The 17050-nt window shown below is 65.6% G+C and carries 10 protein-coding genes and 1 pseudogene; 9 read left to right on the top strand and 2 right to left on the bottom strand.

The window, feature by feature from the left end:
• Positions 1 to 33: 33 nt before the first annotated feature.
• Together AC6CIE_RS11665 and AC6CIE_RS11660 are read left to right on the top strand one after the other, a co-directional pair.
• Positions 34 to 1287, top strand: a pseudogene (locus AC6CIE_RS11665) (hydantoinase/carbamoylase family amidase); the annotation flags it as partial.
• A 4-nt stretch (positions 1288 to 1291) separates the two neighbouring features.
• Positions 1292 to 2533: a M20 family metallopeptidase gene (locus AC6CIE_RS11660; protein WP_498092261.1), complete on the top strand. Its 1242-nt coding sequence runs from the start codon at positions 1292 to 1294 to the stop codon at positions 2531 to 2533.
• Between the two features lie 9 nt (positions 2534 to 2542).
• On the opposite strand, the gene AC6CIE_RS11655 is transcribed toward AC6CIE_RS11660, so the two are convergent.
• Complete coding sequence (locus tag AC6CIE_RS11655) at positions 2543 to 4594, bottom strand: OPT family oligopeptide transporter (RefSeq protein ID WP_498092260.1); 2052 nt, start codon at positions 4592 to 4594, stop codon at positions 2543 to 2545.
• A gap of 211 nt (positions 4595 to 4805) precedes the next feature.
• On the opposite strand from AC6CIE_RS11655, the gene mdeB reads away from it, so the two are divergent.
• The 3 genes from mdeB (at position 4806) to AC6CIE_RS11640 (ending at position 10595) form a co-directional block, all read left to right on the top strand.
• Positions 4806 to 7493, top strand: coding sequence for an alpha-ketoglutarate dehydrogenase (mdeB, locus tag AC6CIE_RS11650; RefSeq protein ID WP_498092259.1), 2688 nt, complete (start codon positions 4806 to 4808; stop codon positions 7491 to 7493).
• Positions 7494 to 7742: 249 nt separating this feature from the next.
• Positions 7743 to 10043, top strand: a complete 2301-nt coding sequence (locus tag AC6CIE_RS11645) for an NADP-dependent malic enzyme (protein ID WP_498092258.1) — start codon at positions 7743 to 7745, stop codon at positions 10041 to 10043.
• Between the two features lie 99 nt (positions 10044 to 10142).
• Positions 10143 to 10595: a DUF2214 family protein gene (locus tag AC6CIE_RS11640; protein WP_498092257.1), complete on the top strand. Its 453-nt coding sequence runs from the start codon at positions 10143 to 10145 to the stop codon at positions 10593 to 10595.
• Positions 10596 to 10620: 25 nt separating this feature from the next.
• Here AC6CIE_RS11640 and AC6CIE_RS11635 read toward each other — a convergent pair whose 3' ends face one another.
• A complete protein-coding gene (locus AC6CIE_RS11635; RefSeq protein WP_498092256.1) occupies positions 10621 to 11733 on the bottom strand; it encodes a hypothetical protein in 1113 nt (370 codons plus the stop codon).
• Between the two features lie 170 nt (positions 11734 to 11903).
• On the opposite strand from AC6CIE_RS11635, the gene AC6CIE_RS11630 reads away from it, so the two are divergent.
• From AC6CIE_RS11630 to AC6CIE_RS11615, 4 genes are all read left to right on the top strand, one after another.
• Positions 11904 to 12443 carry a fimbrial protein gene (locus AC6CIE_RS11630; protein WP_175122891.1) on the top strand — a complete coding sequence of 180 codons (540 nt, stop codon included), beginning with the start codon at positions 11904 to 11906 and terminating at the stop codon, positions 12441 to 12443.
• A gap of 81 nt (positions 12444 to 12524) precedes the next feature.
• Entirely contained in the window at positions 12525 to 13262 is a 738-nt protein-coding gene (locus AC6CIE_RS11625; protein WP_498092255.1) for a fimbria/pilus periplasmic chaperone, read from the top strand.
• 138 nt (positions 13263 to 13400) lie between these two features.
• Positions 13401 to 15971, top strand: coding sequence for a fimbria/pilus outer membrane usher protein (locus AC6CIE_RS11620; protein ID WP_498092254.1), 2571 nt, complete (start codon positions 13401 to 13403; stop codon positions 15969 to 15971).
• 14 nt (positions 15972 to 15985) lie between these two features.
• Positions 15986 to 17011 (top strand): fimbrial protein, encoded by a 1026-nt coding sequence (locus AC6CIE_RS11615; protein ID WP_175122894.1) that lies wholly within the window; start codon positions 15986 to 15988, stop codon positions 17009 to 17011.
• Positions 17012 to 17050 lie beyond the last annotated feature (39 nt).

Below are 17050 nucleotides of genomic sequence, written 5' to 3'. Positions count from 1 at the left end.
AACGCCGAGCCGAGCCCGCGCGAGCGCGTCGGCGAACCCGGAATGGGCAAGGACATCTGGGACTGGCACGAGGCGCTCAGCGTCTACAGCGATCCGGGCTACGCCGAGAAAGGCCAACTCACAGTCACCTATCTGACCGACGCGCACCGCGCCTGCGCCGCGCGCATCTCGCAATGGATGAAGGACTGCGGCTTTGACGAGGTCGGCATCGATGCCGTCGGCAACGTGGTCGGGCGTTACCGTGCCGCGCAGCCCGGCGCACCGGTCCTCATGTCGGGCAGCCATTTCGACACGGTACGCAACGCCGGCAAGTACGACGGCCGGCTCGGCATCTTCGTGCCCATGGCCTGCGTGCGCGCGCTGCACCGCCAGAACCGGCGGCTGCCCTTCGACGTCGAGGTGATCGCCTTCGCCGAAGAAGAAGGCCAGCGCTATCGCGCGACGTTCCTGGGATCGGGCGCCCTGATCGGCGATTTCAAGCCTGAATGGCTGGACCAGAAGGACGCCGACGGCATCACCATGCGCGACGCCATGCTGCACGCGGGGCTGGACATCGACGGCATTGCCGGCCTGCGGCGCGATCCGGCCCGCTACCTGGGCTTTGTCGAGGTCCACATCGAACAAGGCCCCGTGCTGTACGAACTGGGGCTGCCGCTGGGCGTCGTCACGTCGATCAACGGCTGCGTGCGCTATCAAGTGCAGATCCTGGGCCTGGCCAGCCACGCGGGCACGACGCCCATGGACCGCCGGCGCGACGCCGCCGTGGCCGCCGCCGAACTGGCGCTGTTTGTCGAACGGCGCGCCGCCCGCGATGGCGACTCGGTCGGCACCGTGGGCATGTTTGAGGTGCCCAGCGGGTCGATCAACGTCGTGCCGGGCGAATGCCGATTCAGCCTGGATCTGCGCGCGCCCAGCGATACGCAGCGCGACGCGCTGGCGGAGGACGTGCTGGCCGAACTGGCCGCCATCTGCCAGCGGCGCGGCCTGCGTTACGCCCTGGAGGAAACCATGCGCGCCTCCGCCGCGCCCAGCGATCCGCGTTGGCAGCAGCGCTGGGAACGCGCGGTCGACGCGCTGGGCGTACCCGTGCACCGCATGCCCAGCGGCGCGGGCCACGACGCCATGAAACTGCACGAGGTCATGCCGCAAGCCATGCTGTTCGTGCGCGGCCAGAACAACGGCATCAGCCACAACCCCAACGAATCCACCACCAGCGACGACATCGAACTTGCCGCGCAGGCCATGCTGAGCCTGCTCGATGCGCTGGCCAACGAAACCTCGACATAACGCCATGACCGATTACGCCCGACTCGACGCCTGGGTTGACGCCCATTTCGACGAACAAGTCCGCTTCCTGCAGGAACTGGTGCGCGTGCCCACCGACACGCCGCCCGGCAACAACGCGCCGCACGCGGTGCGCACCGCGGAACTGCTGCAGGGCTTTGGCCTTGAGGCCGAAGCGCATCCCGTGCCTGCGCAGGCCGTGCAGGACTACGGCATGCAGTCCATCACCAACCTCATCGTGCGGCGCGAATACGGCCGCGACGGCCTGCGCATCGCGCTCAACGCCCACGGCGACGTGGTGCCGCCCGGAGACGGCTGGACGCACGATCCTTATGGCGCCGAGATCGACAACGGCAGCCTGTACGGCCGCGCCGCCGCGGTCAGCAAGAGCGACTTCGCCAGCTTCACGTTCGCCGTGCGGGCGCTGGAAGCCATCGCCAAGCCGACCCGCGGCGCGGTGGAATTGCACTTCACGTATGACGAGGAATTCGGCGGCCTGCTGGGTCCCGGCTGGCTGCTCGCGCAGGGGCTGACGCGCCCCGACCTCTTGATCGCGGCGGGCTTCAGCTATGAAGTCGTCACCGCGCACAACGGCTGCCTGCAGATGGAGGTAACGGTGCACGGCAAGATGGCCCACGCCGCCATTCCCAGCAGCGGCGTCGACGCCCTGCAAGGCGCCGTCGCGCTGCTCAATGCCTTGTATGCGCAGAACGCGCAGTACCGCAAGATCACGTCGCAGGTGCCGGGCATTTCGCATCCGTACCTGAACGTGGGGCGGATCGAAGGCGGCACCAACACGAACGTGGTGCCGGGCAAGGTCAGCTTCAAGCTGGACCGCCGCATGATTCCCGAAGAAAACGCCGCCGAGGTCGAGGCCGGCATCCGGCGCATCATCGAGGAAACCGCAGCGTCATGCCCCGGCATCCGCGTGGACATCAAGCGGCTGTTGCTGGCCAATTCGATGCGCCCGCTGCCGGGCGCGCAGCCGCTGGTGCAGGCCATCCAGCAACACGGCGAGGCCGTGTTCGGCGAACCCATTCCGGCGATGGGCACGCCGCTGTACACCGACGTGCGCTTATACGCCGAGGCCGGCATCCCCGGCGTGATCTACGGCGCAGGTCCGCGCACGGTGCTGGAATCGCACGCCAAGCGGAGCGACGAACGTGTCGTTCTGGAAGACCTGCGACGCGCGACGAAGGTCATCGCGCGTACGCTGGCGGATCTGCTGCAACCGGGCACGGGTGTCTGACACCCTGTTCTACGCCAGCCGCATCACCCGGCGCCAGAACAGCACCGCCACCAGGACGAACACGGCCAGGCCCAGATAGGACGCCATGCCGGCGAAGTCTTCACCAACGATCGCCAGCGGCGCCTCGGACCCCGCTGCCCCGATGATCGCGGCCATCAGCACACCCACCAGGCTCTCACCCACGATCAGCCCGGAAGCGAGCAGCACGCCGCGGCGGTTGGCCGCTTCGGCATAGCTGTCATAAGGCTGGCCGGCGGCGGCAGCGCGGCGGCGCAGCGCGCCTTCCAGCAGCCACGCCAGCAGCGCGCCCGCCACGATGGGCGCGGCCACGGTCGGCGGCAGGTAGATGCCGATGCCCACCGCCAGCACGGGGATGCGCGCAACCTTGCACGTGCGCTTCAGAATTTCATCCACCACGATCAGGGCCACGCCGACAGCCATGCCGATCAGGATCATGGTCCAGTTGAGCTGGTGGGTGAAGATGCCGCGCGTGATAGCGAGCATCAGCGTGGCCTGCGGCGCCGACAGCGCCTGCGACGGGTCCATGCCCTCGCGCGGCATCGCGTCCGCGAAACCGTACGCGTTGTACAGCAGCTCCAGCACTGGCGAGATCACCGCCGCGCCCACGACGCAGCCGATCAGCAGCGCAACCTGCTGGCGCCACGGCGTTGCGCCCACCAGCCAGCCGGTCTTCAGGTCCTGCAGGTTGTCGTTCGAAATGGACGCCACCGCCACCACGGCCGACGTGCTGAAGATCGCCAGCGCGATCGCCATCTGCACGCCATTTTCCAGCGCCATCAGATCGCCGCCCACGCCCAGCATCAGCACCGACACCAGCACGATGGCGACGATGCCCACGCCGGAGATCGGGCTGGTCGACGAACCCACCAGGCCCGCCATGTAGCCGCAGGCGGCCGCCACCAGAAAACCGAACACAAACGCGAACAGCACCGCATAGGCCACCAGCTTCCAGATGGCGCCCGACGACAGCGGCGTGCCGGACAGGAACACCTGGAACGTGAAGACCAGGATCGCCACCAGCACCAGCGTCACCGCCGAGATCCAGCCGGCCGACAGGTCACGCTCGGTGCGCGGCGCCGCCCCGGTGCGTGCGGCACCCTCCTTGGTCAGCGCCGAAAACGACGCTTTCACGCCGCGCGCCATCGGCACGAACAGCGTGGCCAGCGTCCAGATCGCGCCCACGGCGATCACGCCCGCGCCAATGAAGCGCACCTGCGAGGACCACAAGCCTGTGGCGTACGAAGCCAGCGTCGCCCCGGCGGGCATGTCGCCCATGGCGGTCAGGATGGGCACCGCGATGCCCCACGCAATCACCAGGCCCGTCAGCATCGCCAGCCCGGCAACGATGCCGATCAGATAGCCCGCGCCCAGCAGCGCCAGCGAAAAGCCCATCGGCAGGCGGAACACCGCGCCGCCCAAAGCAAACCAGCCGCTCACGCTGTCGCCCAGGACCCGCAGGCCGTTGGCCGCAAAGCTGACCACGGCCGCCGCGATGCCGCCGGCGACGATGTCGCCCATGCCGGTGGCGGCGGGTTTGGCCGAGGCGCCCGCGGCGTCCTGCGGCTCGTCCTGCGCGCGCTCGGCGCTGCCGACGCGCAGAATCTCGGCCGCCGCCACGCCCTCGGGATACGGCAGGTTGCTCTGCACCACCATCACGTGACGCAACGGAATCGTGAACATCACGCCCAGCATGCCGCCGGCCGCGCAGATGCCCAGCGTCTGCCAGAACGGAAAGCCCTGCCAGTGGCCCATCATGACCAGCGCCGGCAGGATGAAGATGATGGCCGACAGCGTGCCGGCCGCCGAAGCCTGCGTCTGCACCATGTTGTTTTCAAGGATGTTGGCGTCCTTGAACATGCGAAGGACGGACATCGAGATGACCGCCGCCGGGATGGCGGACGAAAACGTCAGGCCCACCTTCAGCCCCAGGAACACATTCGAGGCGGTAAAGATGACGGTGATCAGCGCGCCGAGCAGGACGCCGCGGAACGTAAGCTCCGGCAGCGTGACCTCCGGCGGAACGCGGATGGGCTCAGTCATGGGTTTCTCCCTATTGATAGCCGCGAATTCTAGCGCCTGGCCGTCCACACCGTGGTCACCAGCCGTAAGCACGATGCGGCGGTAGAACCTGCCGTGGCGCGGGACCCTGGCGAAAGATTATGCTGAAAGCGCCGGATTTGCCCGGGAATTTCGATGCCTCATGCCTGGCGCATGGGTCTAGGATGAGGATAAAAACAGGAGACGACTTACCATGCTCGACCCTCGCCAGCCTCTTTCCGCATCGGCCCGCCAAGACGACGCCGACCCCGCAGAAACCGCCGAATGGCGCGAAGCGCTGCAGTCCCTGCTGGAGGCGGACGGGGCCGATCGTGCCGGCTATGTGCTGGACAGCGTGCTGGGTCATGCCGCCTCGCTCGGCCTGCGCGCCAACAGCCAGACCCGCACCGCATACCTGAACACCATTCCCGCCGACCAGGAACCGCCCTTCCCCGGCAATCTGGCCGTCGAAGAACGCATTGCCCGCATCAACCGCTGGAACGCGCTGGCGATGGTGGTGCGCGCCAACCAGGCGCATGGCGAACTCGGCGGCCACATCGCCAGCTATGCATCTGCCGCCGACCTGTTCGAGGTCGGCTTCAACCATTTCTTCCGGGCGCGGGCGGACGGCAATCCCGGCGACATCGTCTACATGCAGCCGCACTCTGCGCCCGGCGTGTACGCGCGCGCCTTCCTGGAGGGCTTTCTGGGCGAGGACGACCTGGCGCACTTCCGCCAGGAAATCACGGCCACCACGCGCGGCCTGCGAGGCCTGTCGTCCTACCCCCACCCGTGGCTGATGCCCGACTTCTGGCAGTTCCCCACGGGTTCGATGGGTATCGGCCCCATCAACGCGATCTACCAGGCGCGCTTCATGCGCTACCTGGAGCACCGCTCCCTCGTGCCCGGCGCCGACCGCAAGGTGTGGGGCATTTTCGGCGACGGCGAAATGGACGAGCCCGAATCCATCGCGGCGCTCACGCTGGCCGCGCGCGAAAAGCTCGACAACCTGATCTTCGTCGTCAACTGCAACCTGCAACGCCTGGACGGTCCCGTGCGTGGCAACGGCCGCATCATCGACGAGCTGGAAACCCTGTATGCGGGTGCCGGCTGGAACGTCATCAAGCTGGTCTGGGGCAGCGACTGGGACGCCCTGCTGCGCCGGGACACGGGCGGCGCGCTGGCCCGCGCCTTCGCCAACACCGTGGACGGCCAGTTCCAGACCTTCGCGGCCAACGACGGCGCCTTCAACCGCGCCCATTTCTTCAACCAGAATCCCGAACTGGCTGCACTGGTGGCCGACTGGTCGGACGAAGCCATCGACCGCCTGAGCCGGGGCGGCCACGACATGGTGAAGATCCACGCCGCTTACCACCGCGCCGCGCGCCACCGCGGCCAGCCCACCGTCATCCTCGCGCAGACCAAGAAGGGGTTCGGCATGGGGACGGCCGGCCAGGGCAAGATGACCACGCACCAGCAGAAGAAGCTGGACGACGAGGCGCTGCTCGCCTTCCGCGACCGCTTCGCCCTGCCGATTTCCGACGCCGACTGCCTGGCGCTCAAGTTCTACCGGCCCGCCGACGACAGCGCCGAGCTGCGCCACCTGCAGGCGCGCCGCGCCGCGCTGGGCGGCTACATTCCGCGCCGCAACGCCGAGGCCCCGCGGCTCGCGCCCCCGGACGCAGACCAATGGGCGCGCTTCGCCCTGGCCGCAGACGGCAAGGAAATGTCGTCCACGATGGCCATCGTGCGCATGCTCACCGCGCTGCTGAAAGACGCCACCGTGGGTCCGCGCATCGTGCCCATCGTTGCCGACGAAGCCCGCACCTTCGGCATGGCCAACCTGTTCCGGCAGATCGGCATCTATTCCGCGCAAGGCCAGCTCTATGAACCCGAGGACATCGGCTCGGTGCTGTACTACCGCGAGGCGCGCGACGGCCAGATCCTCGAAGAAGGCATCACCGAGGCCGGCGCGATCTCGTCATGGACCGCGGCCGGCACCAGCTATTCGGTCAATGGTCTGCCGATGCTGCCCTTCTATATCTATTACTCGATGTTCGGATTCCAGCGCATCGGGGACCTGATCTGGGCGGCCGCCGACCAGCGCACCCGGGGCTTCCTGATCGGCGCCACGTCGGGCCGCACGACGCTGGGCGGCGAGGGGCTGCAACACCAGGACGGCTCCAGCCACATCATGGCCGCCACCGTCCCCAACTGCCGCGCCTACGACCCGGCCTACGCCTACGAGGTCGCCGTCATCGTCGAACACGGCATGCGCCGCATGCTGGACGAGCAACGCGACGAATTCTTCTACCTGACCGTCACGAACGAGAACCTGGCGCAGCCCGGCATGCCCGAGGACCCGGCCACGCGCGAAGGCATCCTGCGCGGCCTGTACCGGCTGCGGCCCGCGCGCGGCAAGGCGCAGGTCCGCCTTCTGGCCGCCGGCCCCATGCTGCGCGAGGCCGAGATGGCCGCCACCCGCCTGCAGGACGAATTCGGCGTGGACGCCGAGGTCTGGAGCGTCACCAGCTATTCCGAGCTGGCCCGCAGCGGCCGCCAGGCTGAGCGCGCACGCGTGCTGGGCCTGGACGCGCCCGACGATCAGGACTGGGTGCGCACCTGCCTGGGCGGCAGCGACGCGCCCGTGATCGGCGCCAGCGATTACGTGCGCGCCGTACCCGAACAGATCCGCGCGTACGTGCCCGCGCCCTACCGCACGCTCGGCACCGACGGGTTCGGCCGCAGCGACACCCGGGCCCGGTTGCGCGATTTCTTCGAGGTCAGCGCGGACTGGATCGTGCTGTACGCCCTGGACACCCTGGGCAGGCAGGACGACACGCGCGCACTGCGCGAATCCCTGAATGCCGGCAGCCGCCAGGCGCCGCCCTGGGAGGTCTGACTCTCGTCCACCGAACCTCGACCATCGGACCGATGCAGCGCTGGTGTTTGCTTGATTAAAAGCTAACCAACGCGAACACTCGCTGCAGTGCAGCAACCAAGCACCCGCGCTTTCTGGTGAAATACGGGTGTTCCCCAAGCATTTCGCAAAGAATACGGCGGGCCGCGAGCCCGCCGTTTGTCATCCCGATTTTTCATCCCGATTTTTCATCCCGTTTTTTTTCCGTTAGCCCTTTCAGGCCCCGATCCCATGGACGAAACTCTCACCAAACTGGCGTTGGACTACCACGCCTATCCCACTCCCGGCAAAATCTCGGTCACCCCGACCAAGACCCTGGCCAACCAGGACGACCTGTCCCTGGCCTACTCCCCCGGCGTGGCTGCGGCTTGCATGGCCATTTTCGACCAGGGCGACGACGCCGCCTCCAAGTACACGTCGCGCGGCAACCTCGTGGGCGTGATCACCAACGGCACCGCCGTGCTGGGCCTGGGCAACATCGGCCCGCTGGCCGCCAAGCCCGTGATGGAAGGCAAGGGTTGCCTGTTCAAGAAATTCGCCGGCATCGACGTGTTCGACATCGAACTCGCGGAAAACGATCCGGACAAGCTGGTCGACATCATCGCGGCGCTGGAACCCACGCTGGGCGGCGTCAACCTTGAAGACATCAAGGCGCCCGAGTGCTTCTACATCGAGAAGAAGCTGCGCGAGCGCATGAAGATCCCCGTCTTCCACGACGACCAGCACGGCACCGCCATCATCTCGTCGGCCGCCATCCTGAACGGCCTGAAGGTCGTGAACAAGGACATCGGCTCGGTCAAGCTGGCGTGCTCGGGCGCCGGCGCCGCCGCCATCGCCTGCCTGGACCTGCTGGTTCACCTGGGCATCAAGCGCGAAAACATCTTCGTGGTGGACTCGCGCGGCGTCATCTGGGACGGCCGCGACGAAAACATGGAAGCCAACAAGAAGCGCTACGCGCAAAAGACCGACGCGCGCACGCTCGCTGACGTGGTCAATGGCGCCGACGTGTTCCTGGGTTGCTCGACCGCCGGCGTGCTCACCGCCGACATGGTCAAGACCATGGCCGACCGTCCGCTGATCCTGGCCCTGGCCAACCCGGAACCCGAAATCCGCCCCGAAGTCGCCAAGGCCGCGCGCCCTGACTGCATCATCGCGACCGGCCGTTCGGACTACCCGAACCAGGTCAACAACGTCCTGTGCTTCCCCTTCATCTTCCGCGGCGCCATGGATGCCGGCGCCTCGCGCATCACCGAAGAAATGAAGCTGGCGTGCGTCAAGGCCATCGCCGATCTGGCGCAGGCCGAGCAGAACGATGAAGTGGCCCGCGCCTACGCCGGCCAGGAACTGTCGTTCGGCCCCGAGTACATCATTCCGAAGCCGTTCGATCCGCGCCTCATCGTGCAGATCGCCCCGGCCGTGGCACAAGCTGCCGCCGACTCCGGCGTCGCCGCTCGTCCCATCGAAGACATCGAAGCCTACCGCCAGAAGCTGATGGGCTTCGTGTACCACTCGGGCCAACTGATGCGCCCGCTGTTCGCCCAGGCCAAGAAGGCGCCCAAGCGCGTCATCTACGCCGACGGCGAAGACGAACGCGTCCTGCGCGCCGCGCAGACGGTCGCCGACGAAAAGCTGGCGTTCCCGATCCTGATCGGCCGTCCCGCCGTCATCGAGATGCGCATCCAGAAGGCCGGGCTGCGCCTCGTCGCCGGCCAGCACTTCGAGATCGTCGATCCCGAAGACGACAGCCGCTTCAACGAAACCTGGAACGCGTACTACCAGCTGAAGGGCCGTGAAGGCGTGACGCCGGCCATCGCCAAGGCGATGATCCGCAAGCACAACACGCTGATCGGCGCGATGCTGCTGCGCCGTGGCGACGCCGACGCGCTGCTGTGCGGCGTAGCCAGCAAGTACGACAACCAGCTCAAGTACATCGACGAAATCATCGGCAAGAAGGAAGGCCAGACGTACGCCGCCCTGAACGTGCTGATGCTGCCCGACCAGACGCTGTTCGTCACCGACACGCACGTCAACGAGAACCCGTCGGCCGACGAAGTCGCCAGCATCACCATCCAGGCCGCCGATGAAATGCTGCGTTTCGGCGTCGTGCCCAAGATCGCCCTGCTGTCGCACTCGAACTTCGGCAGCCGCGTCACGGAATCGTCGCGCAAGATGGCCGCAGCGCGCCAGATCGTGCAAGACCGCGCGCCCGATCTCGAAGTCGACGGCGAAATGCACGCTGATGCCGCCCTGTCCGAAAAGATCCGCGTCCTGGCCTACCCGGACAGCACGCTGAAGGGCCGCGCCAACCTGCTGGTCATGCCCAATCTGGACACGGGCAACATCACGTACAACATGCTGAAGATGACCGGCAGCAATGGCGTCGCGATGGGTCCGATCCTGCTGGGCGCCGCGCGTCCCGTGCACATCCTGACCACCAGCGCCACCGTGCGCCGCATCGTCAACATGACGGCGCTGGCCGTGGTCGACGCGCAGCAGGAAGCCGCTGAAGAAGCCAAGAAGCGCCGCCGCTGATCGCACCGTCTCGCTGCAGACACGCGGGCGCCCCTGAACGGGGCGCCCGTTTTATTTCGGGATGGTAAAACCTAGCTTGTCCTTTACCCTGGAGACGACATGCTGGCCGATGCAATGTATGCCTGGTTCCACTATCTGGCGATCTTCGTACTCGTGGTGGTCCTGACCGCCGAAGCCGTCCTGCTACGGCCCGACCTGACGCCGGCCGGCGTGAAGCGCCTGATCATCTACGACCGCCTCTACGGCGTGTCCGCAATCCTGGTCCTGGTCACCGGCGTGCTGCGGCTGACCTTGGGCGCCAAAGGCGCGGCGTTCTACATGGGCAACCCCTGGTTCCACGCCAAGATCTCGCTCTTCGTCGTCATCGCGCTCTGTTCCATCCCGCCCACGCTCACGTTCCTGCGCTGGGCAAAGCAACGTCGCCAGCAGCTGGAGTTCGTCCCCGCCCTGCCCGAGATCAAGCGCGCCCGGCGCTGGGTGATGATCGCCTCGCACCTGTTCATCTTCCTGCCGCTCTTCGCGGTGCTGATGGCGCGCGGCATCGGCTATTGACGCATCCGGCGGCTGACGCGCCCGCTCAGGGGCAGCGCGCCCGGGCCGGGCGCTCCGGCTCCTTGCCGTCAATGATGAAGGTATCGAAGCGGATCACGCCCGCCGCTTCGTTATCCACGATGTCCACGACCTCGCCTTGCAGCGTCTGCAAGACGGACTTGCCCTCGGGCACATCCTCATGGCCGGCGCGCTTGGCAGCCTGCCCGTTCCACGGCGAGAAAACCAGCACACCGGGATACGGTTCGCGCTCGCCCGCGGCCTTGCGCCGCGCAGTCTTGAATTGCGTGCCGGCGGGGTAGGTCAACCCGCCGAACGGGGTGCTGCAGGCGAGCTCCGCATCCGTGACCCGCAGCACTTCGCGCGACGCATCCAGATAAAGGCTCGGCCGGCTCAGGTAAAGCCCGAACACCTGCACGGCAGTCGTGCCATTCACGCTCACCCGCCAACGGTCCGGGTCGCGCGAACCATCGGTATAGACGGTGCCGTCAGACCCTCGCAGCACAGCCCCCGGCGCGATCTCCAGGTCTGCGGGCCGGTTGCCGTCCGCCAGCACACATTGTTCAAACGCCTTCAAGGCGCCATCGGGCATCACGTCGAACTCGATGTCCTGCGTGGCATCGCAACGCCAGCCCTGCACGTCCTGCACACCGGCGCCGCGCAGAATGACCGATCGCGGATGCCTGCCCAGCAGCGCATACGTGTCCTTCTCGTATTCGGCATCGAGATAACGCCGCACGAACGTCGCGTTCACACCCAGCATGGACACCGCCTGCGGAAAGCTGGCCTCGACGTAGGTGTCGAGTTTTCCTTCGTCCTGCAGTTTCAACCGCGTACCGGCAGGCATCGTGACACCGCTCACTGTCGTGGCCTGCTGCAACGTCACATTGCGTGCCGCTTCGCCGCGTTCGATCTCCCGCTCGATCTGCCACATCATGGCCTGGAACCACGCATAAAAGCCGAATGGCACCAACAGTGCCACGCACAGCAACGCCGACGTCTTCCAGTATTTGCGAACCGTGCGCCGCGCGCCGCGGCTGATCGCCAGAACCAGCCCCCATCCCAGCAGCAACAGTCCTGCGAAGAAGCCGGCGGTAAGCAAGATGAAAAAACTGGCGCTGGGAAGTGCTATCGGAATCATGGCGGTGATGCTATCCGCAAAATTACTCTGTGGCGAATTATCAGAATTTTATTAAAGACACCACTTCTCAGACCGAATGTAATGACCCCTGTCGACGGAAACACACCCTGAACCGCTGAAAAACACCGTCGGCAAATCGTTTTTCAGCCCTTTTTGACAGACATCAAATCATGAAATCCAAGGTGTTCATTGCGCTGGCCATCAGCGCCTTCGCTTCCACTTCGCAACTGGCGTTCGCCGCCGACGGCACGATCAACTTCACCGGCGCAATCTCCGCCAACACGTGCACCATCGACGGCAACGGCAGCGGCAACAAGAATTTCAACGTGCTCATGCCCTCGGTCGGCGTCGACGCCCTGACCACGGCAGGCCAAACGGCCGGTACCACGCCCTTCACCATCCGACTGACGGCATGCACCCCGGACACGGGTACGGTCCACACCCTTTTCGAACCCGGCTCCAATGGCAATGCCGCAACCGGCAACCTGACAATCGGCGCGGGTGGCGCAAACAACGTTGAAATCCGCCTTCTGAATGGCGACGCAACGCCCATCAACGTCACGGTGGCCGACGAAGCCCAGAACTCCAAAGCCGTTTCCCTGAGCAGCGGCGAGGCCTCGCTCAATTACCTGGCCCAGTATTTCGCACTCGGTCAGGCCAGCGCCGGCCACGTAACCGCCACCGCCAAATACACCATCATTTACCAATAAGCCGCCAGGCTTGGCCTCTGCAATGCCTTGAAGCCGCCCGGATCAGTAGTCAAGACCCACCGTTATAGTCCGAGGAATCCGATGAACCCATTCAACGTAGTTATTGCCGCCACCGCGTTGGCAGGCTGTATTTCCGCCGCAGCGCCGGCCACCGCATCCGTCGTCATTGGCGGCACTCGCATCATCTACGAGGCCGGGCAGGCGGAAGTCAACGTCAAGCTCAAGAACGAGGGCAGCCAGCCCGCCCTCACCCAGGCCTGGATCGACAAGGGCGACGCCAAGGCGGCGCCGGGATCCATCCAGGTGCCGTTTATCGTGACCCCGCCCGTCACCCGGATCGACCAGGGCAAGGGCCAGACCCTGCGCCTGATGCACACGGGCGAACCGATGGTCCAGGACAAAGAGTCCGTATTCTGGCTCAACGTGCTGGAAATTCCGCCCAAGGACAAAGCCAACCAGAACCTGCTGCAGATGGCATTCCGCTCGCGGATCAAGCTGTTCTATCGGCCCGCAGGGCTCAAAGGCAAGGCCGAGGACGCGCCCTCGCAAGTCAGTTGGCGCCTGGTCAAGTCCGGCAACCGCAACGCCATCGAAGCCAGCAATCCCACGCCGTATCACGTCACCTTCATTGAGGTAAACGTGGCAAGCAACGGCAAGCGCGCCAAGTTCACCGACGGGGACATGATTGCCCCGGGCGAAAAAAAGATCCTTCCCCTTGTGGGCGACGTGGTCCAGGGCGCAAATGCCGAAGTCACGTACCGCTTCCTGAATGACCATGGCGGCGCGGTCAAAGGCGCCCGGTCCGTCAGCGCCACCTAGCACGACACAAGCATTACCGGCCCGGATCGACCGGCCGGCTGTCTGCTCACCCATCCCACTCCCGACGCCAGCAACGCGGCACGATCGGCCGGCATCAGCCTGCCGGCAGCGCCGCGCCTGATCACGCCCCTGCCCATCATGGAACGTCTTGCCACCACGCCGCATTTCGCGCTCGCCGCGATCACGCTAAGCCTGCTCAGCGCAACTGCCTGGGCCGCAGGCAGCACCGAGCTCGCCGCCATGGAAGCGGACGTGGAGTTCAACGATGCCTTTCTGGGCGGCGCGAACGTGGACGTCAGCCAGTTCTCGCGCTCAAACAGCGCAATCCCGGGCACCTACCGCCTCGACGTGCTGGTGAACGACCGCTGGCTGGGTCGTTCTGACGTGCGTATCGATAAATCGTCTTCCGCAAACGCGCCGCTTCAGGCGTGCTTCGATCAGGCGCTCGTGGAGCTGGTGGGCATCGATCTTGCCAAGGTTGACGCCGCGGGCGCCGGACGGTTGTCGGGCGACCAATGTGTTGCGCTGACCGACCTGGTGAAGGAAGCGCGCGCGGAGTTCGATGCGGGCGAGCAGCGGCTGATCGTGACGGTGCCGCAAGCGTCGCTGGTCCGGCAGGGCCGCGGTTTCGTGGACCCCAAACATTGGGACGAAGGAGTGCCCGCCGCGCTTCTGAATTACAACGCCAACTTCTACACCTCTCGCGCCGATGGCAAGGCTTCGACGCAGAGTTTTGCGGGCCTGAATGCCGGCGCGAACTTGGGCCCCTGGCGCCTGCGTCACACCGGCAACGCGACCAAGGACAGCAAGCGCGGCCTGCAGTATCAAAGCGTGCAGACGAATCTGCAGCGCAACATCACCGGCATGAAAAGCCAGCTGGTCATCGGCGACGCGTTCACGGACCGGTCCACTTTCGACAGCGTCGGGTTTCGCGGCGTACAGATGTCCAGCGACGATCGCATGTATCCCGAATCGCAGCGCGGCTTTGCGCCTACCCTGCGCGGCATCGCCAACACCAACGCGCGCGTCCAGGTCCGCCAGAACGGCAACATCATTTACGAAACCACCGTGGCCCCCGGCCCGTTCATCATCGACGACCTGTATGCCACCGGATACGGCGGCGACCTGGAAATGGTGGTCAACGAAGCCGACGGCCGTGTCCTGGTCTCCCGGGTTCCTTTCTCTGGCGCCGTGAATTCCTTGCGCCCGGGCGTGACCCGATACAGCGTGACCGCGGGCCAATACCGCACGCCGCAGACGGCCGATCGGCCGTTGATGGCGCAAGCGACCGTGCAGCATGGCATCAACAATCTCGTGACCGCCTACGGCGGCCTGACCGCGGCCCAAGGCTACGGCGCCGTATTGGGCGGCGCCGCGTTGAACACGGACTTCGGCGCGTTTGGGCTGGACATCACGCAGGCGGCCACGCGCCTGCCCAAAGAAAAGAACCGCAATGGACAAAGCGTCAAACTTAGCTACTCCAAGTTTCTGGAGCCCACCAGCACCAGCCTCACCCTGGGCGCCTATCGCTATTCCAGCCGCGCCTACCTCAGCATGGCCGACGCCATGGAACTGCGATCCCGGCAGGAGCACGGGCAAGGCGCAGGTCAATATGGAACGCAGCGCGGCCGCCTGCAGGCGACCATCAACCAGAAACTGCCGCAGGGTTATGGGTCCGTCCATTTCACCGGATCGACGCAGGATTACTGGGACAAACCCGGCCGCGATACCCAGCTCCAGGCCGGTTACAGCAACAGCTACAAGAACGTGAACTACAGCGTGTCGGCGACGCGTCAGCTCAACGTGGGTACGCAGAAGTGGGACAACCAGGTCATGCTCAACGTGGGCATTCCGCTGGGCCGCAACCAGAACCCGGTCTACGCGTCGACCAGCATGCAGAAGGGATCGGATGGTTCGGGCAGCATCCAGCAGTCGGTGGCGGGAGCCCTCGGCGCCGGCAACGCGTTCAACTATGGCGTGAGCGCCGGGCGCGCCATGTCGTCAAATGGTCCAGCCAACACCAACATCGCGGCAAACGCCTCGTACCGCACGCCGGTGGCGGCCGTGTCGGCCAACGCCAGCACCAGCTCGAACTACACGCAATACGGTGCGGGCCTTTCCGGCGGCGTTGTGGCGTATGGCGGCGGCGTCGTCATGACCCCGAACTCCGGCGAAACGATCGCAATCGTCGAGGCCAAAGACGCTGCCGGCGCCCGGGTGCTGACCAGCAGCGGGGTGCGCCTGGATTCCAAGGGCCGCGGCGTCGTATCGACCTTGACGCCCTACGCCAGAAACAGCATCGAGCTCGACCCTAAGGGCCTGCCTCTGAACGTCGAACTCAAGGCGACCGAACAACATGTGGCCCCCACCGCCGGCGCGGTGGTTCGGCTGAGCTTCGAAACCGAAAGCGCTGGAAGCGCGGCGCTGCTGACGGTTGCCACGCGCAGCGGCGAACCCCTTCCCTTCGGCGCCGACGTGCGGGACGCAGAGGGCAACAGCGTGGGTGTCGTGGCACAGGGCGGCCGCATTCTCGCGCGCGGACTGAAGAACAAACAAGGTGTCCTGACCGTGAAATGGGGCGCGAACGATGGCGAAACCTGCACGTTCGGTTACGCCCTTCCCGAGCAGCGATCCAAGGCCGAATCGCTGCCTCAGGCAACCGGCCTGCTCTGCGAAGAGACGGCGCCCCGCCTGATCGCCAAAAACTGACGACGAGAACATTGATGAAAAAGACCATCCTGCTTGCCGGGGCCACGCTGATTGCCCTGCTGGGTTCCACCACCTCGTGGGCCGCCTCAACCTGCACCCAGACGATAAGCGCGGTTTCCGTGAATACGCCGCCGCACATCACAGTACCTCGGGATGCCGCCGTTGGCACGGCCCTCACCGACTGGCTGACGACCGATTCCACTGCCGACTGGTTCAAGTGCAACGTTTCCGGAGGGGCCACCACGGGCACCGGTATGCGCGCCCTGATTCCCAGCGCAGGACAGACGAAGGTGGTTGACGGAGTTACCTACGAGGTCCATGCGACGGGCGTCGACGGCCTCGGCATCATCATCGGCGCCCGGAGCTTCATCAACGGCTGCAGTTGGTCGGCATTCCAAGCCCTCAGCCGGAACTGGAGAACAAGGGCATGCAACATGCAAGGCGCCGTCACCAACGGCGGACAGCTACGCGCGATGTTCGTTAAGACCGGGCCGGTTGCCACCGGCATTGTTTCGCCGATAACCATTGCATCCACCGCATCGTTCTCGAATGAAGTCGGCAGCATTCTCACCCAGGATCCCGGCCTCGAGATCAATTTCGTCACCATGGCGGTGTTGCTGTTCTCGCAGGCATGCACCACGCCCGACGTTTCCGTGCTTCTCGGATCCCCCAAGGCATCCGTCTTCAAGGGCAAAGGGACATCCAGTGAGCCGGTTCCATTCGATATTTCGTTGAATGGCTGCCCGGCGGGAATGAGCGCCATCCACTACCAGATCGACGCCGTCACGCCCGTCCTGGACGCCGCAAACGCGGTCATCGGGCTGGACGCGGCCTCATCCGCGACGGGCGTAGGCATCCAGTTGCTGGACGGAGACGGAAATCCGGCTGTGCTGGGCGCCAAGCTGCCGTTTACCGGCTACAACAGCGCGTCGGGCGGCAGCTTCAAGATCCCCTTGCGCGCGAAATACCGTCAAACCGGTGACAAGGTCACGCCCGGTTCGGCTAACTCGGCAGTGACTTTCACGATGAACTATCTGTAGCTGCCAGCGCAAGGCGCCAAAGAAAAACGCCAGTCGGCG

The organism is Achromobacter sp. GQ309 (genome assembly GCF_059759315.1).
This window is presented reverse-complemented; position numbering and strand designations above follow the sequence as displayed.

Coding starts and splice junctions, on each gene's coding strand:
- AC6CIE_RS11620 (WP_498092254.1), top strand. CDS start 13,401: ATGGAACGTCTTGCCACCACGCCGCATTTCGCGCTCGCCGCGATCACG.
- AC6CIE_RS11640 (WP_498092257.1), top strand. CDS start 10,143: ATGCTGGCCGATGCAATGTATGCCTGGTTCCACTATCTGGCGATCTTC.
- AC6CIE_RS11655 (WP_498092260.1), bottom strand. CDS start 4,594: ATGACTGAGCCCATCCGCGTTCCGCCGGAGGTCACGCTGCCGGAGCTT.
- AC6CIE_RS11615 (WP_175122894.1), top strand. CDS start 15,986: ATGAAAAAGACCATCCTGCTTGCCGGGGCCACGCTGATTGCCCTGCTG.
- AC6CIE_RS11660 (WP_498092261.1), top strand. CDS start 1,292: ATGACCGATTACGCCCGACTCGACGCCTGGGTTGACGCCCATTTCGAC.
- AC6CIE_RS11630 (WP_175122891.1), top strand. CDS start 11,904: ATGAAATCCAAGGTGTTCATTGCGCTGGCCATCAGCGCCTTCGCTTCC.
- AC6CIE_RS11635 (WP_498092256.1), bottom strand. CDS start 11,733: ATGATTCCGATAGCACTTCCCAGCGCCAGTTTTTTCATCTTGCTTACC.
- AC6CIE_RS11625 (WP_498092255.1), top strand. CDS start 12,525: ATGAACCCATTCAACGTAGTTATTGCCGCCACCGCGTTGGCAGGCTGT.
- AC6CIE_RS11645 (WP_498092258.1), top strand. CDS start 7,743: ATGGACGAAACTCTCACCAAACTGGCGTTGGACTACCACGCCTATCCC.
- mdeB (WP_498092259.1), top strand. CDS start 4,806: ATGCTCGACCCTCGCCAGCCTCTTTCCGCATCGGCCCGCCAAGACGAC.